This is a genomic window from Dactylosporangium sucinum (genome assembly GCF_014647515.1).
In the GTDB taxonomy this organism is placed as follows: domain Bacteria; phylum Actinomycetota; class Actinomycetes; order Mycobacteriales; family Micromonosporaceae; genus Dactylosporangium; species Dactylosporangium sucinum.
Genome location: NZ_BMPI01000019.1, coordinates 68,520 through 89,126, shown reverse-complemented (window position 1 = coordinate 89,126; position 20,607 = coordinate 68,520). Strand labels below are relative to the sequence as shown.

Below are 20,607 nucleotides of genomic sequence, written 5' to 3'. Positions count from 1 at the left end.
GAGGGGCCGGGCATCGTGGGCTCAGTTTGGAGGGCAGGCGGCCGGAGCGGAGCGGAGGTCGCATGACCGGTCCGGAGCGAAGCGGAGGGCGCCTGACCGCGCGCCCCCTGGCGGAGAAGGTCGCCGTGGTGACCGGCGGCGCGACCGGGATCGGGGCCGGGATCGTGCAGCGGCTCGCCGACGACGGCGCCGAGGTCGTCCTGTGCGCGTTGAGCGCCGCCGAGGGCGAGGCGGCCGCCGCCCGGCTGGCCGGGCCCGGGCGCACGATCGTCGCGGTCGCGGCGGATCTGGCCACCGCGGCCGGGTGCCGGGCGCTCGTCGACGCCGCTGTGCGCCACCGCGGCCGGGTCGACATCCTCGTGAACAACGCCGGCGTCACCGGGCCCGCGGCCGCGGCCCCGTTCGGCGAGTACGACGACGCGCGCCTCGACGCCGTCATCGACGTCAATCTCAAGGCGCCCTTCCGGCTGGCGCGCGACACGCTGCCGTACATGCCCCCCGGCTCGGTCATCGTCAACGTCACCAGCGTCGCCGCCTACGCCGCGCAGGCCGACGCCTCCGCGTACGTCGCGGCCAAGGCGGGGCTGGCCGGGCTGACCCGGGCCCTCGGCTTCGAGCTGGCCGGGCGCGGCGTCCGGGCCGTCCACGTCGCGCCCGGCGACATCCGGGTCCGCCCCGACGGCCCCGCGCCCGGCGACGGCCCCTTCGACCGGGCCACCCCGCTGGGCCGGCGGGGCGAGCCCGGCGACGTCGCCGCCGCCGTCGCCTGGCTGTGCACCCCCGAGGCGTCCTTCGTGACCGGAACGGGGCTGGTCGTCGACGGCGGATGGACGAGCTACTGAGGAGGACGGGACGATGCTGGTCGGCGTGAGCGGGCTCGGGTCCATCGGGCTGCAACACATCACCGCGTTCGCCCAGGTGCCGGGGGTCCGGCTGGTCGCGTTCGACCCCGACCCGGGGCGGCGGGCCGCGGCGGCCGCGCACCCGGCCGTCGACCGGACGACCGGCGAGTTCGGCGAACTGCTGGACGCAGGGCCGGGCGCGCTCGTGATCGCCGGCCCGGACCACGTCCACCCGGCGCAGCTGCGGGCCGCGGCCGACCGGCGCCTGCCGCTGCTGGTGGAGAAGCCGGTCGCGGCGACCCTGGACGAGGCGCGGACGGCGGCCGCCGGCGTCGCGGCGACGGGGACGCCGGCGCTGGTGGGATACGTGCTGCGGCACCGGCTCGTCGTGCAACGCACACGAGCGGCGCTGGCCGGCGGGGAGATCGGCGAGCCGGTGGCCGTGCACGTCATGCTGGGCGCCTACGGCACCATCGAGGCGGCCGTGTCCCGCTTCGCGACGAAGGAACCGGACCGCCTGTACCGCGACTACTCCCACGAGTGGGACTACCTGCGCTGGTGCTTCGGCCCGATCGCCAGGGCGTTCGCGGCGGCGCGGACCGTCACGTCCGTGCCGCACGTGGAGAGCCCCAACTGCGTCGACGGCCTGCTGGAGTTCGCCTCCGGCCTGCGCGCCACGTTCCACCTCGACTACCTGGAGCCGCTGGGCACCCGCACCGTGCAGGTCCTCGGCACCGGCGGCACGCTGCTGGCCGACTTCGGCCGCGGCACGCTCGAGGTCCGCGCCCGCGCGCAGGGCCGGGACCGGGCGGTCCGGCACGAGCTGCCCGAGCCGCCGGCCGGGGCGCTGGCCCGGCAGGCCGCGCACCTGGTCGCCGTTGCCCGCGGCGAGGCCGTGCCGCTGGTGACCCTCGATGACGGGGTCGCCGCGCTCGCCGCGGCCGAGGCCGTCCGCAGCGCCGCCACGGCCGAGGCCTGGCGGGACCTGCCACCCCTGTACTGAAACGGTTATGCCACCAGAGCCGCGGGGGGATATAGCAGTCCTCCGATCTTGACCGGGGCAGTTCCACGGTCTACATTCCCGAGAAATAGAACGCGCGATTCACTAGATGAAACGCTGGAGGTTCGGGTGACGCAGCACCGCACCGGCACGGACGCCGCCTTCGAGATCGCCGAAGCGGGCGTGGTCGTCGACGCCGTCCCCGCGATGTTCCCCGGGCTCACCCGCATCGGCGGCGAGCTCGTGACGTCGTTCTCCACCGTCCCGGACGGCTGGCCCGGCGGCACCGTCGGCGTGGTCCGCTCCGGCGACGAGGGCCGCACCTGGTCCGCGCCGCAGATCGTGGCGACCCCCGGCGAGGGGCAGGACGCGGTGCTCAACGCGGTCGCCCTCACCACGCTGCGCGACGGGACGCTGCTGCTGCCGTACAACGGCGTGAAGTGGACCCCCGGCCGGGGCGTCGGCGGCCGGGTCATCTCCGCCCACCTGCTGCGCTCCACCGACGGCGGCCGCACCTGGACCGGCGGCGAGCGCCTCGACCTCGACTTCTACAGCCCGGCCGTCTACGGCGAGATCGTCGAGCTGGCCGACGGCCGCCTGCTGTGGCCGGTCTGGGGCCAGCGCGCCAGCGGGGAGCGGTGGCGCTCGGCGGTGCTGGTCTCCACCGACGCCGGGCGGACGTGGACGGTCGGCCCGACGATCGCCTTCGACCCCGACGCCCGGCTCGCCGGGCCGTACGCGTCCCCGGAGGTCGACGGCCTGAGCGCCGACGGCAACCCGGATCCTTCGGTCACCAACGACCCCGCGTTCCGTCCGCACAGCCCGATCGACGGGTTCACCGAGACCACGGTGCTCGACCTTGAGGACGGGCACCTCCTGGCGGTCCTGCGACAGCAGGGCATCGGCGGCGACACGACGATGCGGCTCTTCCGCGCCGAGTCGGCCGACGCCGGGCAGACGTGGAGCCCCTACGAGCCAATGGGCTTCACCGGCATGTCCCCACTGCTGCACCGGGCGGAGGACGGCAGCCTGCTGCTCGCGACCCGCCGGTGCGCGCCCGAAGGCGGCCCCGACGCCCCCGGCGTCGAGATCCGCCGCAGCCACGACGGGGGCCGGTCGTTCTCCGGCCCGCTCCCGCTGGCCGACCCGCACGGGTACCGGTACACCGCCGAGTACCAGTGCGGCTACCCCGCCATGGCGAACCTGCCGGGCGGCGAAGTCCTGGTCACCTTCTACAGCTTCGCACCGCATCACGGGCGCTTCGTCGCGTGGAACAAGCTGCGGCTGCTCTAGCCGACCGCGCCGCCGTGACCTGTGAAAATCCTGTTCTTGTGGCTGATACTGACCCCTGGAAGGCTCATGATCATGCGACGACACACCCGGGCCTTACTCGCCGGCCTGGCCGTGCTCGCCCTGGCCCTCGCCGGCTGCTCCGGCGGCGACGGCAACGGCAGCACCGGCGGCAGCCGCGACGCGACCGTCCAGCTCTACCAGGCCCCGCGCGGCTTCAACCCGCTGCTGGCCTCGATCGGGCCGGACCACCTGATGGAGCAACTGCACTGGGACTCGCTCGTCTCGGCCGCCGCGGACAACACCTACGGCGCGCGGCTGGCCGAGAAGTGGGAGGTGAGCGAGGACGGCAAGACCTGGACGTTCCACCTCGTCAAGGGCGTCAAGTGGAGCGACGGGACGCCGTTCACCGCCCGTGACGTCGTGTTCACGTACAACCTCTACGCCAACGCGAAGAGCGGCAGCGGCTACGCCGGCAAGTTCGCCACCGTCAACGGCGCGGCGGCGTTCAAGTCCGGCGCCGCGACCAGCGTGGCCGGCTTCCAGGCGCCGGACGACAACACGTTCGTCATCAAGCTCGACCAGCCCAACGTCGCGTTCCTCGACGAGCTCGTCCAGCCGATCATGTTCATCCTGCCGGAGCACATCGTCGGCAAGTTCCCGGTCGAAGGGCTGACCGACAACCCGTTCTTCCGCAACCCGACGGTCGGCCTCGGCCCGTACGTCTTCTCCCGCTGGGTCACGGCGGACCAGGTCGAGTTCAAGGCCAATCCGCAGTACCGAAAGAAGCTCGGCCTGGACCGCGTCTTCGCGCAGTACCTCACCACCGACGCGGCGATGGCCCAGATGCAGACCGGCAAGCTCGACTACGCCCAGGTCGCGGCCCCGGACGCGAAGCGGATCGAGGGCCTCAAGGGCGTCACGGTGCAGCGCGCCGAAGGCCCGGGCATCTTCGCCCTGCACACCGCGCACGACTCCGGCAAGCTCGCCAACCCGCTGGTCCGCCAGGCGATCATGTACGCGATCGACCGTGACTCGCTGGTCAAGCAGGTCCTCAACGGCGAGGGCACGGTCGTCGACACGCTGGTGCACGGCCCGGCGTGGGCGGTGCCGAGCGGCCTGACCCACTACGGCTACGACCCGGCGAAGGCCAAGCAGCTGCTCGCCCAGGCCGGCTGGAACGCCGCGACCGAGGTGCGCATCGAGCTCACGCCCGGCCAGCGCGACCGCGACACGGCCGCCACCATCATCGCCGCACAGCTCAAGGAGGTCGGGATCAACGCCAAGGTGCAGAACTACCAGGCGGCGGACCTGTCCAAGGCGATCGGCAAGCGCGACTTCGACCTGCTCATCTCGTCCTACGGGCTGTTCACCATCGATCCGGCGTCGATGAACGCCCGGCTGTCGTGCGCCGCGGTCGGCGGCACCAACATCTCCGCCTACTGCAACAAGCAGCTCGACGAGCTGCTGACGAAGGGCATCGCGACCCGGGACCAGAGCCAGCGGCAGCAGATCTACGCCGATGCCCAGAAGATCGTCAACGAGCAGATGCCGATCCTCGTGATGTACGTGCCGAACACGATCGCGGCGACCAGCGACCGGCTCAAGGGCTTCAAGCTCAACCCGTCGGTGGTGGACGCGTTCTGGAACGCCGCGGACTGGTCGGTGAGCTGACCCGGTCCCTGACGCACAACGGTGCCGCCGCGCCGGAACTCGCGCGGCGGCACCGGCCCCGTCCGCAAGGAGAGTGAGTAGTTGATCGCCTTCATCATCCGGCGCCTGCTGGTGTCCACGGTGGTGCTGATCGGCATCAGCGTGCTGCTGTTCGTCCTGCTGCAGCTCATGCCGGGCGATCCGGCCGAGATGATGATCGATCCGATGTCGTTCTCCGGCGACCGGGACGCGGCCATCGCGCTGCGGCGCCATCAGCTCGGCCTGGACTCGTCGCCGCCGGTGCAGTACGCCCACTGGGTCGCCGAGCTGCTGCACGGCAACCTCGGTTTCTCCTTCAGCAGCGGCCAGCCGGTCACCGAGGTAATGGCGGAGCGGCTCGGCCCGACGGTCTCCCTCATGGGCACCGCGCTGCTGATCTCGCTGCTCGTCGGCATCCCGATGGGCGTCGTGGCGGCCCTGCGGCGCAACAGCGCCGTCGACTACGGCACCACCGTGGTGAGCCTGCTGGCCATCTCGGTGCCGAGCTTCTTCGCCGCGCTGCTGGGCATCTACGTCTTCGGCCTCAAGCTGCAGTGGTTCCCCACCAGCGGGATGAACTCGATCGGCGGCGGCGGGTTCGTCGACTCCCTGCACCATCTGGTGCTGCCGGCGTCGATCCTCGGCTTCGCGCTCGCCGGGCCCTACGTGCGCTATGCCCGGGCCGGCATGCTGGAGGTCCTGGGTCAGGACTACCTGACCACGGCCCGGTCCAAGGGGCTGTCCCGGCGCCGGGTGATCGGCCGGCACGCGCTGCACAACGCGCTGATCCCGCTCGTCACGGTGGTGGCCATCCAGATCCCGACGCTGTTCGCCGGCGCCGTGGTGGTGGAGCAGATCTTCGCCTGGCCGGGCATGGGCCGCATGGCGCTGGACGCCGTCCTGGCCCGCGACTATCCGGTGCTGCTGGGGTTCGTGATGGCGGTCGCGATCCTCGTGCTGCTGTGCAACCTGCTCGCCGACCTGGCGTACGCGCTCATCGACCCCCGGATTCGGCTGTAGGAGGCTCGCAGATGACTGCCACGGACATCCCGCCGGCGCTCACGGCCGCCGCGCCCGCGGCCGGGGGCGCCGCCTCCCCGGGGCGGCTCGCCGCCCGCCGGTTCTTCCGGCACCGCCTCGCCGTGGCCGGGCTGGTCATGCTCGGCCTGTTCGCCCTCGCCGCGGTCGTCCTGCCCTGGTTCCTCGGCACCGACCCCAACCAGGTCGTGCCGACCGCGATCCGCCAGGCGCCCGGCGACGGCCACCCGCTCGGCACCGACTCCGCCGGCCGCGACGTGCTCGCCCGGCTGCTCGTCGGCGGCCGGATCTCGCTGCTCGTCGGGCTCAGCTCGGCGCTGGTCGCGACGGTCATCGGGCTCACGCTCGGCGCGGTCGCCGGCTACTTCGGCCGCTGGGTCGACGGCATCCTCAGCCGCTTCGCCGACGTCGTGCTGGCCTTTCCCAGCCTGATCGTCATCATCGTGGTGGCCGCGTTCGTCGGCCCGAGCCTGCCGACGCTCATCCTGTCCATCGGCCTGTTCGGCTGGCCGACGCCGTTCCGGATCGTGCGCGGCCTCACCCTGTCGCTGCGCGAACAGGACGCGCTCGTGGCGGTGGCCGGGCTCGGCGCCGGACCGGCCCGCATCCTGCGCCGGCACGTCGTGCCCGTGGTGATCGCGCCGCTGACCGTCGTGGCCACCCTTGCCGTGGCCCAGGCGATCCTGCTGGAGGCCACCGTGTCCTTCCTCGGCCTCGGCGTGCCGCCCCCGACCGCGAGCTGGGGCAACATGCTCAACGACGCCCAGTCGCTGACCATCCTCGAGACGATGCCGTGGCTGTGGCTGCCGCCGGGCATCGCGATCGCCCTGACCGTGCTCGCCGTCAACTTCGTCGGCGACGGGCTGCGCGACGCCGCCGATCCCCGGAGGGGCCGATGACTGGGCAGCCGCTGCTGCGGGTGGCCGACCTGGTCACCGAGTTCCGCGTCCACGGCGGCGTGGTGCGCGCCGTCAACGGGGTCAGCTTCGACATCCACGCCGGCGAGACGGTCGGCATCGTCGGCGAGTCCGGCTCCGGCAAGAGCGTCACGGTCATGTCCGCGCTCGGCCTGCTGCCCTCGGCCGGCCGGGTGGTCGCCGGGCACGCCCACTTCGCCGGCCGCGACCTCGTCGCGATGCGCGAGCGGGAGCTGCAGAAGCTGCGCGGCAAGGAGATCGGCCTGGTCTTCCAGGACCCGATGACCGCGCTCAACCCGGTGATGACCGTCGGCTCCCAGGTCAGCGAGGGGCTGCGCCAGCACAACCCGGGCATGGGGCGGCGGGCGGCGGCCGAGCACGCGGTCGAGCTGCTCGCCGAGGTCGGCATCCCCGACCCGAAGCACCGGGCGAAGCAGTACCCGCACGAGTTCTCCGGCGGGATGCGGCAGCGGGCGATGATCGCCATCGCGATGGCCAACCGGCCCCGGCTCATCATCGCCGACGAGCCGACCACCGCCCTGGACGTCACGATCCAGGCGCAGATCCTCGACCTGCTCCGGCGCGTGCAGCAGGAGACGGGAGCCGCCCTCATGATGATCACCCACGATCTCGGGGTCATCGCGGAGATGACGCAGCGGGTCATCGTGATGTACGCCGGCCGCGTCGTGGAGACCGCCGGCGTCGACGCCGCCTTCCACGACAGCCGCCACCCGTACACCCGGGCGCTGCTGCAGAGCCTGCCCAAGCTGTACCACCGGGTCGGGGAGCTGCCGGCGATCGGCGGGCAGCCGCCGAACCCGCAGCGGCTGCCGGACGGGTGCGCCTTCCGGCCCCGCTGCGCCCGCAGCCACGGCCGCGAGGCCTGCCTCACCCGCCCGGAGCTCGTCGAGACGGGCCCCGAGCACCGGGCCGCGTGCCATTTCCACGACGAGGCCGTGGAGGTGGACGCGTGAGCGGCCCCCTGCTTTCCGTGGACGGCCTGGTGAAGCACTTCCCGATCCGCGGCGGGGTGCTCCAGCGCCGGCGCGGCACCGTGCACGCGGTCAACGGCGTCTCGTTCGCCGTCGAGGCCGGGCAGACCCTGGCCCTGGTCGGCGAGTCCGGCTGCGGCAAGTCGACCGTCGGCCGCACGATCATGCGCTTCCACGCCCCGACCGCCGGGCGGGTCACGTTCGACGGGCGGGACCTGGGGTCGCTGCCGACCGGGGCGCTGCGGGCCGTGCGGCGCGACCTGCAGTACGTGTTCCAGGACCCGTACGCGTCGCTGCCGGCCCGGATGCCGGTGGGCGAGATCGTCGCGGAGCCGCTGGCCATCCACGGCATCGGCGACCGCGGCCGGCGCCGGGACCGCGTGCGGGAACTCTTCGACCTTGTCGGGCTGCCGGCCGAGGCGATCACGCGGTATCCCCACGAGTTCTCCGGCGGCCAGCGCCAGCGCGTCGGCATCGCCCGCGCGCTCGCCCTGGAGCCGAAGCTGCTCATCCTCGACGAGCCGGTCTCCGCGCTCGACGTGTCCATCCAGGCCCAGGTCGTCAACCTGCTGGCCCGGCTGCAGCGGGAGCTCGGCGTCGCGTACCTGTTCATCGCCCACGATCTCGCGGTGGTGCGCCACCTCGCGCACCGCATCGCGGTGATGTACCTCGGCCACATCGTCGAGTACGGCGACGCCGACACGGTCTTCACCCACCCCGCCCACCCGTACACGCAGGCGCTGCTGTCCGCCGTGCCGGTCCCGGACCCGCGGCTGCGTGACCCGGGCCGGCGCCGGCTGCTCACCGGCGACGTGCCCAACCCGGCCGACCCGCCGAGCGGCTGCCCGTTCCGCACCCGCTGCTGGAAGGCCGAGGACCGCTGCGCGTCGCAGCGCCCGGCCCTGGAGATCCGCACCCCGTCCGGGGCGTCCTCGGCGTGCCACTTCGCCGAGGAGGAAGCCGTGGTGACCCCGTGACCGGCTCCGGAGCGAGGCGGAGGAGGCCGGTCACCGTGGGCTCAGCTGACAAGTCGTGCGGCCGGAGCGAGGCGGAGGGCGCATGACCGGAGCATGGAGCAGCGAGCGGCTGACCGCCGGCGACGGCGGTCCGGGCGTCACCGTCCACGAGCTGGACAGCGGCCGCGACGGGCCGTCCGTGCTGGTGCTCGGCGGCGTGCACGGCAACGAGGTCGGCGGGATCGTCGGCGCCGGACGGCTCACCACCGGGCCGCTGGACCTGCGGGCCGGGCGGCTGCGGGTGGTGCCGGTGACGCACGAGGCGGCGTTCGAGGCCGACAGCCGCACCGGGCCCGGTGACGGCGGCAACCTGGCCCGGTCGTTCCCCGGCGACCCGGCCGGCACCCCGACGCAGCGGCTCGCCGCGCTCGTCGGCGACCGGCTCATCCGCGGCAGCGACGTGCTCGTCGACCTGCACACCTCGACCCCGGCGACCGACATGCCGTTCTTCGCCGGCGGCCTCGACGACGGCGGACCGGCCGCGACGACGGGCGTCGCGCTCGCCGTCGCGTTCGGCGCCGGCATCGTCTGGACGCACGGCAGCCTCGGCCCCGGCCGGACCCTGACCCTGGCGCGAGAGCTCGGCATCCCGGCGATCTACGTCGAGTCGCCCGGCGGCGGCGTGCTGGACCGCGCCCGGCTGGACGGCTACACCGGCGGCGTGCGCAACGTCCTCGCGCACCTCGGCATGCTCGCCGCCGAGGCCCCGCCCGCCCGGCCGGGCCTGTGGCTGCACGGCGACGGCGACACCGACAGCTTCACCGTGACCCCGGCCGCGGGCCTGTTCCTGCCCGAGGTCGCGCTCCTCGACCGCGTCGAGCGCGGCCAGCGGGTCGGCAGCGTGCTCGACCCGCGCGGCCGCGAGCTCGCCGTCGTCGCCGCACCCGAGGCCGGGCACGTCGCCACGCTGCAGCGCTCCGCGGTCGTCGCCGCGGGCACGCCGGTCGTCGGCGTCGCCCCGGCCCGCCCGCCGGTGCTCGGCCGGCCGTCCGACGCCGTCTACGCCCGGGCGGTGGCCGGATGATCGGGGTCGCCGTCCTCGGCTCCGGCGCGATCGCCGCCGACCACGTGGCCGCCCTGGCCCGGGTCGGCGGCGTCGAGGTCACCCACGTCGTCGGCACCGACCTCGCCCGGGCCCGGCGGATCGCCGCCCTCACACCCGGCTGCCGGGCCGGCACCGACCTCGGCGACGCGCTCGCCGACCCGGCGGTCACCGGCGTCATCGTCTGCGGCCGCACCGGCGACCACCCGGCCCGGACCCTGGCCGCCATCGCCGCCGGCAAGCACGTCGTCATCGAGAAGCCCCCGGCGCGCCGCCTCGCCGACTTCGACGACGTCGTCGCCGCGGCCCGCACGGCCGGCGTGCGGGTGATGGTCGGGCAGACGACCCGGTTCCAGCCCGCCGTGCGCACCCTGGCCGCCGCGGCCGCCGCCGGCGAGGTCGGCACCCCGCGCCTGCTGCACCTGGCCTGGTACGTCGGCCACGTCTGGCCCGGCGGCTGGAACAGCTGGCAGCTCGACCCGGCCGCGTCCGGCGGGCACCTCGTCCACAACGGCATGCACCCGCTCGACCTCGCCATCGCCCTGCTCGGCGACCGGCCGGAGCGGGTCTTCACCCGCGGCTGGTGCACCCATGCGCCCGGCATGCCGACGCCGGACAGCTTCCACGTCACGGTCCGCTTCGCCGGCGGCGCCGTGGCCCTCGCCGAGCTGTCGTACGGCCTGCGCCGCCCCGGCGACATGCTGCGCCGCATGACGCTCGCCGGCGAGACCGGCACGCTCGCCCACCACACCGCCGCCGACGCCACCCTCGGCGGCACGCCCGTCACCGTCCCGCCCGCCTCGATCGCCGACGCCCTCTACCACCAGGCCGTCCACACCGCGGACGTCTTCGCCGGCCGGGCCGTGCCGCTCATCACCCTCGAGCAGTCCCGGGCCGCGCTCGCCACCGCCCTGGCCGCCCAGCGCTCCCTGGAGGCCGGCGCCCCGATGGAGGTGACCCTGGATGCCTGACCACGCCGACGTGACGCCCGCCCTCGCCCCGCCCGTCCGCCGCGCCCGCGCGTGGGTCGACGCGGGCCACCTGGGCCTCCCGCGCAGCGTGAACATCGAGTGCCTGAACGGCACCCTCGGCGACGCCGTCGACCTGGCCCGCGCCCTCACCGGCTGCGAGCCGATCGAGGTGTACGCCGAGGGCACCCCCACCGCCCTCGTCGCCTCGCTGCTGATGACCCACGGCGTCGTCGCCTCCCTCGTGGTGGCCGACGCGCCGGGCCTGACCTCGATCACGGCCCGCCTGATCGGTTCCCACGCCCACACCGAGATCGACCTCGCCGCCCCGGTCGTCCGCCGCCACGGCCCGGACGGCGTGCGCCTGCTGCCCGTCGAGGCCGCGCCCACCGGCGGCTCCCGGGGCCACACCCCGCACGACGCGGCGATCGCCGCCGCCCACCAGTCGATCGCGACCGGGCAGCCGGTCGCCGTGCCGCAGGAGGCACCCGATGACGGACACGGTCAACCACCTGGTCAACCTCGATGACTACGAGACCCGCGCCCGGGAGTTGCTCGACCCGGCCGCCTACGACTACATCGCCGGCGGCGCCGACGCCGAGGTGAGCCTGGGCCTGCCGCGCCGGGCGCTCGACGCGATCCGGCTCCGCCCGCGCGTCATGACCGACATCACGACCTGCGACCTGTCCACGACGGTGCTCGGCCACCCGGTGCCGGCCCCGATCCTCGTCGCGCCCTCCGGCGACCACGGCATCGCGCACCCCGCCGGGGAGCTGGCCACCGCCCGCGGCGCCGCGGATACCGGCACCGTCATGGTGGTCAGCTCCGGCTCGACGTACCCCCTCGAGGACATCGCCGCCGCAGCCGCGGGGCCGCGCTGGATGCACCTGCCCCTGCTGCGCGACCGCGACCTCGCCGTGGAGCTGCTGCGGCGGGCGGAGCGCTCGGGGTACAGCGCCATCTGCCTCACCGTCGATCACAAGGTGATGGCGAAGCGGGAGCGCAACATCCGCAACCGCTGGTCGACCCCGCCGTCGCCGAACTTCCCGGCCGCCGCCGTCCCGCGCGCCGAGTGGGACGTCACCGGCGCCGCGATACGCAAACGCTTCGACGGTCTGCTGGACCGCTCCGCGACCTGGCCCTACGTGTCCTGGCTGGCGGAGCGCACGTCGCTGCCGGTGGTGGCCAAGGGCGTCCTCGCCGGCGCGGACGCGGCCCTGGCGGTCGCCTCCGGTGCCGCCGCCGTCATCGTCTCCGACCACGGCGGCCGGCAGCTGGACACCGCCGTGCCGCCGATCGAGGCGCTGCCGGAGGTGGTCGCCGCCGTCGGGGACCGCGCCGAGGTCTACGTCGACGGCGGGTTCCGCCGCGGCACGGACGTGCTCAAGGCGCTGGCGCTGGGCGCGCGGGCGGTGCTGATCGGCCGGCCCGTCCTGTGGGGACTGGCCGTGGACGGTGCGGCGGGGGTCAGCGCGGTACTGCTGATGCTGCGCGACGAACTGGAGACCGCAATGGCCATGTGCGGCGCGGCCGGCGTCGCCGGCGTCACGAAGGAGCTGGTGCGATGAGTATCGGGGTGGGGGTCGTCGGGTCCGGGTTCATGGGGCGCACCTGGTCGGCGGTGGCCGCGACCTGCCTGCCGGGCGCCCGGCTGGCCGGGGTCGCGGGCGGGACGCGGGCGCCGGAGGTGGCGGCGGAGTTCGGGTGCCGGCTGTTTCCCGGGGTACCGCAGCTGCTGGAGGATCCCGCGGTCGACGTCGTGGTCGTGGCCAGCCCGCCGGCCGCGCACCGCGACCAGGTCGTCACCGCCGCCCGCGCGGGCAAGCACGTGCTGGTCGAGAAACCGATGGCGCAGGACCCGGGGGAGTGCGCCGAGATGGTGGCGGCCTGCGAGGAGGCCGGCGTGCGGCTGGCGGTCGTGTCGCAGCAGCGGTTCCGGCACGTGCCCGCCACCGCCCGGCGGCTGATCGAGGAGGGCGCGATCGGGCGCGTGACGATGCTGCGGGCGATCGGCCCCGAGGTCGGCTTCTGGGATACCGCGAAGACCCGCGATGCGTGGAAGCTCGACCCGGCGCAGCAGACCGCCTACGCCTCCTGGGGCGCGCACGCCTGTGACCTGCTGCGCTGGCTCAGCGGCGCCGAGGCGGAGGTGGTGTTCGCGTTGTTCGGGGAGTTCTCGGCCGAGCCGCCGCCGATGCGCAGCGCGATGGTGACCTACGGGCTGACCGGCGGCGCGATGGCCCAGGTGTGGATGAGCTACGACATCCCGGCCCCGGGCCTGGGCGGCGGACTGCAGTTCCTCGTCGTCGGCGCGACGGGGATGATCGAGTTCGACGCGTACGGCACGCTGCGCCTGGCCCGCGACGGCGCATGGACCACGGTGACCCGCCAGCCGGACTTCGACGCGACGAACCCGCGCGACCCGGTGCGGCTCGGCGCGTACGCCGCGCAGCTCGGCGACCTGCTCGAGGCGGTCGCGCAGGGCCGTCCGCCGGCGGTGACCGGTTCGGACGGCCTGCTGACGACGCGGATGCTGCACGGCGCCGAGCGGTCCGCTCAGCGCGGCGCGAGCGTCTCGTTGAGGAACCTCAGCGTGTCGGACTCCTGAAAGACCTCGCCGCCCTCGTGCCCGTTGTACGGCCACACGCAGATGTCCTTCGGCCCCGCGTAGTGGTTGTACGCGGCGAACACCGTCGAGGGCGGGCAGACGTCGTCCATGAGCCCGACCCCGAACTGGCCGGGCGCCGTGGCCCGCGCGGCGAAGTTGACGCCGTCGAAGTAGCTCAGCGTCCGGAAGACCCGCTCGACGTCGGTGCGGCGGGCCTTGAGGTACTGGGCGATCTCCGCGTACGGCGTCTTGTCGGTGATCTCGGTGGCCCGCCGGTAGTGGCACAGGAACGGCACGTCGGCGACGATGGCGGCGACGTCGGGGACGAGTGCGCCGGCGGCCAGCGCGAGCCCGCCGCCCTGGCTGCGCCCGTAGACGGCGACCCGCTGCGCGTCGACGCCGGGGTGGGCCCGGACGGCCTCGACGGCACGGGCGGCGTCGGTCATGATGCGCCGGTAGTAGTACCGCTCGGGGTCGTCGATGCCACGGGTCATGAAGCCGGGGTACTGCCCGGTCTGCGGCGCCGGCTCGGGGTCGGGCGTGACGCCGGGCCGCCACGCCGAGCCCTGCCCGCGGCTGTCCATGACGAGGTGGGCGAAGCCGGCCGCGCTCATGAACAGCCGCTGGTGGGCGAGGCTGCGCCCGCTGCCGTAGCCGACGTACTCGACGACGGCTGGGACGGGCCCGTCGACGCGGCGGGGCATGAGCAGCCACGCCGCGACCCGCTCCCCGTTCCACCCGGCGAAGCGCACGTCGAACACGTCGACGGTCCGCAGCCCCGAGTCGGCGGCGACGAACTCGGCGGCGATGTCGTGCCGCCGCGCCTCGGCGAGCGTCCGCGCCCAGAACTCGTCGAAGTCCGATGGTTCGACGCGGTCGGGCCGGTACTCGCGCAGCTCGCTCAGCGGCATGTCGAACATGACCATGGGCAGACCTCGTTTCACTAGCTGAAACGTTCTTTCCATTTCCGTCTGCGATCTTGCCGCCCGCCCGGACGGCGCGTCAAGGGGCGCCGGGCGTCGCGCCGGCCGGCTGCGGTACGCGGCACCGGCGCGACGCGAGCGCCCGGAGGCCTACGCGTTCACCCGCATGAGGCGCGCTTCGTCCGGATCGCGTTCTGGCGGAACGCCGAGCGTCACTCATGCGCGGACCGTCGCGGCCGTGCTGTCCGGCGCTTGCCAGGTGGCGGATCGCGCGCCACCACCGGGCCGAGGCGCCGTCGACCGGGCGTCCGATGCCGTCGGAGTCGCCATCACCACGCCGCGGGAAGTCGCGCCGTCGCCGCCGCGATGCGATCATGATACGGACGACGTGACGCCCGCAACGTCACTCGACCCCACGAACAGCTGGCGCCGCCTCACACAGCCTGATCACGCTCCACAACGGTGTGGATGTCTCGGTACTCGGCATGGCGATGCCCGGATGACCACGCCGGAAGGATGGCCATGTCCACACGGGAGAAACTTGACTCGATCTTCACCACGGTGATGCGCCGCAACCCGGGTGAGAACGAGTTCCACCAGGCGGTCCGGGAGGTGCTCGACAGCGTTGCTCCCGCTCTGGACAAACACCCTGAATACGCCCAGGCGAAGATCATCGAGCGGATCTGCGAGCCGGAGCGGCAGATCATCTTCCGGGTGCCGTGGGAGGACGACCGGGGCGAGGTCCACATCAACCGCGGTTTCCGGGTGGAGTTCAACTCCGCGTTGGGCCCGTACAAGGGAGGCCTGCGGTTCCACCCGTCCGTCTACCTCGGGATCGTGAAGTTCCTCGGGTTTGAGCAGCTGTTCAAGAACGCCCTGACCGGCATGCCGATCGGGGGTGGCAAGGGCGGGTCGGACTTCGACCCGAAGGGCCGCTCCGATCGGGAGGTGATGCGGTTCTGCCAGTCGTTCATGACCGAGCTGTACCGCCACATCGGCGAGTACACCGACGTGCCGGCTGGTGACATCGGCGTCGGCGGCCGGGAGATCGGCTACCTGTTCGGGCAGTACAAGCGCATCACGAACCGGTACGAGTCCGGGGTGCTCACCGGCAAGGGTCTCGTCTACGGCGGTGCCCAGGTGCGACGCGAGGCGACCGGCTACGGCGCGGTGTTCTTCGCCGAGGAGATGCTGCGCGCCGCCGGGGACAGCATCGACGGCAAGCAGGTGGTGGTGTCCGGCTCCGGCAACGTGGCGATCTACGCGATCGAGAAGGTCCACGAGCTCGGCGGCGTCGCGGTCGCATGCTCCGACTCCTCCGGATACGTGCGCGATGACCGGGGCATCGACGTGGCGGTCCTCAAAGAGGTCAAGGAGGTGCGGCGGGAACGCATCGCCGAGTACGTCCGCCATCGCCCGCATGCGACCTTCACGCCTGGAGGAAGGGTGTGGCGGGAGGTGCCGTGCGCGGTCGCCATCCCGTGCGCCACGCAGAACGAGATCGACGCCGAGGACGCGGTCGCGCTGATCGCCGGGGGATGCACCGTCGTGGTGGAGGGAGCCAACATGCCGACGACGCCCGCGGCGGTGCGCCTGTTCGCCGAGGCCGGTGTGCGCTTCGCGCCGGGAAAGGCCGCCAATGCGGGCGGGGTCGCAGCCAGCGCGCTGGAGATGCAGCAGAACGCCAGCCGCGACTCGTGGACGTTCGACTACTCCGAGCAGCGGCTACGAGGCATTATGCGTGACATCCATGCCCGTTGCCATGCCACCGCGGAGGAGTACGGCATGCCCGGCAACTACGTCGCCGGCGCCAACATCGACGGTTTCCGGCTGGTTGCCGAGGCGATGCTCGCCCAGGGCCTGATCTGAGGTTCGACGAAGGGAGGGGCCGGCGTGTGCCGGCCCCTCCCTCCGCGGTGTCGTCAGCTCAGCCGCTGGGCGGTGCCCGTGGTGGCGTCGCCGGACTGGTACGAGACCAGCAGCGTGGTGCCGGCCGGCAGTGCGCCGGCCGTCGGCAGCCACACGTCCTGCGAACCGCTGCGACCGAACTCGACCGTGGCCTGCGCCAGGATCGCGTTGCCGTCCCAGACGAACACCCGGGCGGTGCCCGCCTGGCGGGTCTTGAGCTCGACCTCGACGCCGGTCTGCTTCTTGGTCACGTCCTTGATCTGGATCGTGCCGTCAGACAGCGCCGTCCAGCCGCCGGGGGCGACCTTGTCCGAGCTCGACTGCAGGATCGTCTGCGGCGAGTTCACGCTCATCGCAGCCGTGTCCGGGATGATCGGCGCCTTGGGCGACGACGGCTGGGTCTGGTAGCCCTCGAGCTTGGCGACGCCCCAGCGCCACGGGTCGGCCCGGACACCGCTCCAGGTGGACCAGCCGACGCGGGTCTGCGCCGCCAGGTCCTGCGTGTCGGAGTCGTTCACGAGGATGTTCATGCCCATCTTCGACGCGTCCACGTTGTCGGGCAGGACGCTGAACGGCACCTTCACCTCGATCCGGTAGCCGGTGTAGGGGTTGCTGGTGACGACGGACGCGACCTGCATGCCGGGCGCGGTCTCCGGGCCCGGGCCCTGGTGGTTGTCCCGCTCCCGGGCGTAGCACGGCGGGTTGCCGTTGGCCGGGTCCTTCGTGATCGGGAACAGCGCCACGTTGAACACCGTGGAGGTGTTCGGCGAGCCGCCGCGCGGGTCGATGCCGAACTCGATGTTGTCGTTACGCCGGGGGCGCTTGCAGTCGTTCGGCGGCAGCACCGTGCCGAGCACGTCGTCGGTGATCTCGAACAGCGCGTAGATCGCGTCGTCGGTGTAGGTCAGCCGGGCCTTGCCGGAGATGTCCGCCGCCGTGGCCGCGCTGCCCTCCCACCGGGTGGAGATGTCGATGACCTGGCCGCCGTACTCACCCGGGCTCGCCGTGCCGTCGACGACCGGAGCCGTCGCCGCCTTGGGGATGGACGTGACCGGCACGATGTTGAGGACACCGGGCTCGACCGCGCTGCCGCCGGCGAAGCTGGTCTCGATCTGCACCGCGTAGCGCCCGTCGTTGGGCGCCCGGTTGGCGGTCGGCAGCGACGCGTCGGTGTTGGTCACCGTGAACGTGACCGAGCCGCGCGCGCCCGGCTGCAGGGCGCTGTAGCTCTGCTGCGCCTCGGCCACGGCGAAGCCGGCGGGCACGTTGAGCTTGACCGTGCCGGACTGCACCTGCTTGCTGTGGTTGGTGAGGTCGACCCGGATCGGCCGGGTGCCGCCGCTCGGGATGCTCAGCATCGACTCGATCAGCGCGTCGAGCGACTGGACCTTGTTGCGCTGCGTCCACTCGCGGAAGTCACCCACCTCCGGCAGCGGCTCGAGCGTGCCGCGGACCGGGGCGGTGGCCTGCACCAGCGTGGTGTTGCTGCCGGTGCCGTCCTTCTTGCTCGTCATGGTCGCCTTGAGCAGGAACCGCTCACCGGCGACCAGGTTGGCCGGCGGGGTGACGGTGAACGTGGCGACGGACTCCTTGTTGTTCGGCGTGACGGTGCCGATGTCGCCCTTGCCCGTGACGGTCCAGCCCGCCGGGGCCTCCAGGGCGACCTTCGCGCCCGGGATCGCCTGGGTGGCCCGCACGTGGGTCTTGACCTCGAAGGGCTGGCCGGCCAGCACCTCCCACTGCTCGGAGCGGACGTGCAGCTCGGTGCCGAGCGGCAGCCCGCCCTGGGCACGGATGCTGGTGCCCTGCAGCGCGGCGGTGCCGCCGACGTTCGGGTTCGGGTACGGTGTCCGGCTGTCGATCATCGTGATCCGGTTGCAGCCGATGCTCGCCGGGTTGGTCTGCGCGTCGGCCGTGTCGGCCCAGCCCTGGGAGGCGTACTCGCGCCGGGCCAGTACGGCGACCTGGTTCCACCGGGTGCCGCCGTTACGGGCCGACTCGTAGCCCTGCCAGGTGCCGAAGATGACGTTGGTCGACTGGGCCGGCGTGAAGGTGGTCTCGCAGGCCTGGCCGTTCGAGCTGGTGCCGCTGCCGCCGCCCTGGAAGAGGCGGGCGGGCCGGAACGGCTGGAGCCCTTCCTTCGTGATCTGCTCGGGGAAGGCGTTGGGGTCCGCCGCCGCGTAGAACGCCTCGACGGCGAGCATCGCCGCTTCCTGGTGGTTGCCGTGGTTGCCCTGGGTCGCCGACGGGTTCATCGTGACGATGACCTCCGGCTTGGTGGTCCGGATGGTCCGCACGATGCGCGACAGCGCGCGCTCGTAGCCCCAGATCTGCTCCGACAGCGGTGCGCTCGCGGTGTAGTAGAAGTCGAGCGCGTCGAGGTTGTAGACGTTCATGACGCCGGCCCGGCCCACGGCCCGGCGCTCCTCGGCCTCACGCAGGATGCCGAGCGCGGGCCCCTCCTCGAGGCCGACCGCGTTGCCGCCGCCCTCGCCCCGGGTCATCGTGATGACCCCGGCGTTGATGTTGTGGTACTCGTTCCAGTAGCCGAACATGCCGAGCTGCCCGGCCTCGTCGTCCGGGTGCGCACCGATGAACATGATGTCCAGGTCGATCGGTGCGGTCGGCTTGGCTTGTACCGGGCTTGCCAGGCCCAGCAGTAACAGACCGCACGTGGCGGTCACGGCTTTGGCGCGCCATCTCATAGGGGCATACCTCTTCGTGTGGTGGATACGGGCGTACTCCTGGGACCGCTGGCGACTTGCCGGGGTTAATTCGGACTGAAAAATTAGTGCGTGACCGCGGCGGCGGCCCGCACGTACGGTGATCGTCCACAGTGGATGATCACAGGGTGTAACAACGCCCGGCGAACCCGTCAGCACTGGTGGGGCGTTGTGGCGTAACGCTAGGGACCGCCTGAAAGGGCTGTCAACACCTCACGCGGGCATTTTCTTCGCTCTAGAAAGAATCGATCCTCAGAGCGTCCGTCCGCGGCGCCGATGCGACCATGTATGTCCATATTTGTTTTCGTGATCTGTCCACATTACTGTCCCTTTATGCCGGTGCTCAGCCTTCTGGCCCTGGCAGGCTCGCCAGGGCTTGCGGAGCCACGGCGACCCTTCGAGATCGTTCCGTGACTTGACCCCAGATTTTCTTCGCACTAGTAAGAAAGGGTGATCGCCGTGGAAAGAGCACCGACCAGCCCGGTCAGCCGGGAGCGGTCGCGTGAGATCAAGCGCCAGTCGGTGATCTCGGCTGCCCGGGAGGCACGCGTGCTGTCCCGGGTCGATCTGGCCGAGCTCACCGGACTACCTGCGGCGACCCTCACGGCCCTCGTGCGCGACCTGATCGCCGAGGGATACCTGATCGAGCGCGGTCCGGGCGCCAACACGACCGGGCGGCCGCGGGCGATGCTGGAGTTCAACCCGCGCGCCGAGCTGGTGGCCGCGGTATCGCTCGAGCCACCGCGCATCACCTGCGAGATCGCGGACAGCAACGGCACGGTGATCGCCCACCGCACGTCCCGCCTCGGCCGCGATGTCGTCGAGACGGTCTGCCAGTTCGTGGCGGAGCTGGTGGCCGAGAACCGGCCGTCGCTGTGCGGGGTCGCGATCGCCGTGCCCGGGGTGTCGACCGACGGCGCGGTCCGGCTGGCGCCTTCGGTCGGCCTCGTCGAGGCGCGGCCGATCGGCCAGTCGGTGCAGCAGGAGCTCGGCGTGCCGGTGGTCGTCGACAACGACGTCAACCTGATGGCGGCGGGGGAGCGGATGGCCGGCGCCGGGAAGGACGTCGACGATCTGTTGCTGCTGCACGTCGCCGACGGCATCGGCGCCGGCCTCATCCTCGACGGTCAGGTGCGGCGCGGGGCGAGCGGCGCGGCGGGGGAGATAGGTTTCCTCCCGCTCGATCCGGAAGCGGACCGCGCCTACAGCGGGGTCGGCCCCTTCGAGGCGCGTTGGTCGGCCAACGCGATCGCGGAGCGGGTCGTCGCACTCCATCCCGGCCGGCGCCCCGAGGCGCCGGTCAGCGAGCTGATCGAGCTCGCGGCCACCTCCGCCGCGGCGCGCGCCTACCTCGACGAGGTGCTGGACGCGTGGGCCCGGCTCGTCATCTCCTGCGCCTGCGTCATCGACCCGGGCCGGGTGCTGCTCAGCGGCGCGGCGGCCCAGCTCGACGACGCGGCGCTGGCGCACATCCAGGACCTGGTCACCGCCAGGGTTCCCGCCCCCACCGAGGTGCGCCGGGCCGTGCTCGGTGACCAGGCGGTGCTGCACGGCGCGATCAGTTACGCATTGTCGGCCGCGGTGCGCCTACCCGGCCCATCCCCGACCAACACCCACCGATAACACCCCCTTTCGCAAGCGGAGGAAG

17 protein-coding genes are annotated in these 20,607 nt (G+C 72.9%); 15 read left to right on the top strand and 2 right to left on the bottom strand.

What is annotated here, in order from left to right; all coding sequences use genetic code 11:
- The first annotated feature begins 62 nt into the window (after positions 1–62).
- The 13 genes from IEZ31_RS20745 (at position 63) to IEZ31_RS20685 (ending at position 13,405) form a co-directional block, all read left to right on the top strand.
- Positions 63–842: an SDR family NAD(P)-dependent oxidoreductase gene (locus IEZ31_RS20745; RefSeq protein WP_190251569.1), complete on the top strand. Its 780-nt coding sequence runs from the start codon at positions 63–65 to the stop codon at positions 840–842.
- A gap of 25 nt (positions 843–867) precedes the next feature.
- Positions 868–1,845, top strand: coding sequence for a Gfo/Idh/MocA family protein (locus IEZ31_RS20740; protein ID WP_190251568.1), 978 nt, complete (start codon positions 868–870; stop codon positions 1,843–1,845).
- Positions 1,846–1,971: 126 nt separating this feature from the next.
- Positions 1,972–3,135, top strand: coding sequence for a sialidase family protein (locus IEZ31_RS20735; RefSeq protein ID WP_190251567.1), 1,164 nt, complete (start codon positions 1,972–1,974; stop codon positions 3,133–3,135).
- Between the two features lie 72 nt (positions 3,136–3,207).
- Positions 3,208–4,806, top strand: coding sequence for an ABC transporter substrate-binding protein (locus IEZ31_RS20730; RefSeq protein WP_190251566.1), 1,599 nt, complete (start codon positions 3,208–3,210; stop codon positions 4,804–4,806).
- A gap of 81 nt (positions 4,807–4,887) precedes the next feature.
- Positions 4,888–5,844: an ABC transporter permease gene (locus IEZ31_RS20725; RefSeq protein WP_190251565.1), complete on the top strand. Its 957-nt coding sequence runs from the start codon at positions 4,888–4,890 to the stop codon at positions 5,842–5,844.
- A gap of 11 nt (positions 5,845–5,855) precedes the next feature.
- The gene (locus IEZ31_RS20720) at positions 5,856–6,761 is read left to right on the top strand and encodes an ABC transporter permease (protein WP_190251564.1); all 906 of its coding nucleotides are present in this window, start codon (positions 5,856–5,858) and stop codon (positions 6,759–6,761) included.
- Positions 6,758–7,753 carry an ABC transporter ATP-binding protein gene (locus tag IEZ31_RS20715; RefSeq protein ID WP_190251563.1) on the top strand — a complete coding sequence of 332 codons (996 nt, stop codon included), beginning with the start codon at positions 6,758–6,760 and terminating at the stop codon, positions 7,751–7,753. The genes IEZ31_RS20720 and IEZ31_RS20715 overlap by 4 nt, the downstream gene beginning before the upstream one ends.
- Entirely contained in the window at positions 7,750–8,748 is a 999-nt protein-coding gene (locus IEZ31_RS20710) for an ABC transporter ATP-binding protein (RefSeq protein ID WP_190251562.1), read from the top strand. The genes IEZ31_RS20715 and IEZ31_RS20710 overlap by 4 nt, the downstream gene beginning before the upstream one ends.
- Positions 8,749–8,830: 82 nt before the next feature.
- Positions 8,831–9,811: a succinylglutamate desuccinylase/aspartoacylase family protein gene (locus tag IEZ31_RS20705; protein ID WP_190251561.1), complete on the top strand. Its 981-nt coding sequence runs from the start codon at positions 8,831–8,833 to the stop codon at positions 9,809–9,811.
- Positions 9,808–10,800 (top strand): Gfo/Idh/MocA family protein, encoded by a 993-nt coding sequence (locus IEZ31_RS20700; RefSeq protein ID WP_190251560.1) that lies wholly within the window; start codon positions 9,808–9,810, stop codon positions 10,798–10,800. The genes IEZ31_RS20705 and IEZ31_RS20700 overlap by 4 nt, the downstream gene beginning before the upstream one ends.
- A complete protein-coding gene (locus IEZ31_RS20695; RefSeq protein WP_190251559.1) occupies positions 10,793–11,326 on the top strand; it encodes a Gfo/Idh/MocA family oxidoreductase in 534 nt (177 codons plus the stop codon). Before IEZ31_RS20700 ends, IEZ31_RS20695 begins: the two co-directional genes overlap by 8 nt.
- On the top strand, positions 11,289–12,365 hold the full coding sequence (locus IEZ31_RS20690; RefSeq protein WP_190251558.1) for an alpha-hydroxy acid oxidase: 1,077 nt from the start codon (positions 11,289–11,291) through the stop codon (positions 12,363–12,365). Before IEZ31_RS20695 ends, IEZ31_RS20690 begins: the two co-directional genes overlap by 38 nt.
- Positions 12,362–13,405, top strand: a complete 1,044-nt coding sequence (locus tag IEZ31_RS20685; protein WP_190251557.1) for a Gfo/Idh/MocA family protein — start codon at positions 12,362–12,364, stop codon at positions 13,403–13,405. Before IEZ31_RS20690 ends, IEZ31_RS20685 begins: the two co-directional genes overlap by 4 nt.
- Here the strand turns inward: IEZ31_RS20685 and IEZ31_RS20680 are convergent.
- Positions 13,354–14,331, bottom strand: coding sequence for an acetylxylan esterase (locus IEZ31_RS20680; RefSeq protein WP_190251556.1), 978 nt, complete (start codon positions 14,329–14,331; stop codon positions 13,354–13,356). The genes IEZ31_RS20685 and IEZ31_RS20680 overlap by 52 nt on opposite strands.
- A 519-nt stretch (positions 14,332–14,850) precedes the next feature.
- On the opposite strand from IEZ31_RS20680, the gene gdhA reads away from it, so the two are divergent.
- Positions 14,851–16,197, top strand: coding sequence for an NADP-specific glutamate dehydrogenase (gdhA, locus tag IEZ31_RS20675; protein ID WP_190251555.1), 1,347 nt, complete (start codon positions 14,851–14,853; stop codon positions 16,195–16,197).
- A gap of 53 nt (positions 16,198–16,250) precedes the next feature.
- Here gdhA and IEZ31_RS20670 read toward each other — a convergent pair whose 3' ends face one another.
- A complete protein-coding gene (locus IEZ31_RS20670; RefSeq protein ID WP_190251554.1) occupies positions 16,251–18,941 on the bottom strand; it encodes a sugar-binding protein in 2,691 nt (896 codons plus the stop codon).
- A 477-nt stretch (positions 18,942–19,418) separates the two neighbouring features.
- Between IEZ31_RS20670 and IEZ31_RS20665 the strand changes: the two genes are divergently transcribed.
- Entirely contained in the window at positions 19,419–20,582 is a 1,164-nt protein-coding gene (locus tag IEZ31_RS20665) for an ROK family protein (RefSeq protein WP_190251553.1), read from the top strand.
- Positions 20,583–20,607: the final 25 nt, after the last annotated feature.

Bases quoted from the DNA above. Each gene is read 5' to 3' on its own strand.
- IEZ31_RS20745 (WP_190251569.1), top strand. From the start codon at position 63: ATGACCGGTCCGGAGCGAAGCGGAGGGCGCCTGACCGCGCGCCCCCTG.
- IEZ31_RS20730 (WP_190251566.1), top strand. From the start codon at position 3,208: ATGCGACGACACACCCGGGCCTTACTCGCCGGCCTGGCCGTGCTCGCC.
- IEZ31_RS20720 (WP_190251564.1), top strand. From the start codon at position 5,856: ATGACTGCCACGGACATCCCGCCGGCGCTCACGGCCGCCGCGCCCGCG.
- IEZ31_RS20715 (WP_190251563.1), top strand. From the start codon at position 6,758: ATGACTGGGCAGCCGCTGCTGCGGGTGGCCGACCTGGTCACCGAGTTC.
- IEZ31_RS20705 (WP_190251561.1), top strand. From the start codon at position 8,831: ATGACCGGAGCATGGAGCAGCGAGCGGCTGACCGCCGGCGACGGCGGT.
- IEZ31_RS20700 (WP_190251560.1), top strand. From the start codon at position 9,808: ATGATCGGGGTCGCCGTCCTCGGCTCCGGCGCGATCGCCGCCGACCAC.
- IEZ31_RS20695 (WP_190251559.1), top strand. From the start codon at position 10,793: ATGCCTGACCACGCCGACGTGACGCCCGCCCTCGCCCCGCCCGTCCGC.
- IEZ31_RS20690 (WP_190251558.1), top strand. From the start codon at position 11,289: ATGACGGACACGGTCAACCACCTGGTCAACCTCGATGACTACGAGACC.
- IEZ31_RS20685 (WP_190251557.1), top strand. From the start codon at position 12,362: ATGAGTATCGGGGTGGGGGTCGTCGGGTCCGGGTTCATGGGGCGCACC.
- IEZ31_RS20680 (WP_190251556.1), bottom strand. From the start codon at position 14,331: ATGGTCATGTTCGACATGCCGCTGAGCGAGCTGCGCGAGTACCGGCCC.
- gdhA (WP_190251555.1), top strand. From the start codon at position 14,851: ATGTCCACACGGGAGAAACTTGACTCGATCTTCACCACGGTGATGCGC.
- IEZ31_RS20670 (WP_190251554.1), bottom strand. From the start codon at position 18,941: ATGAGATGGCGCGCCAAAGCCGTGACCGCCACGTGCGGTCTGTTACTG.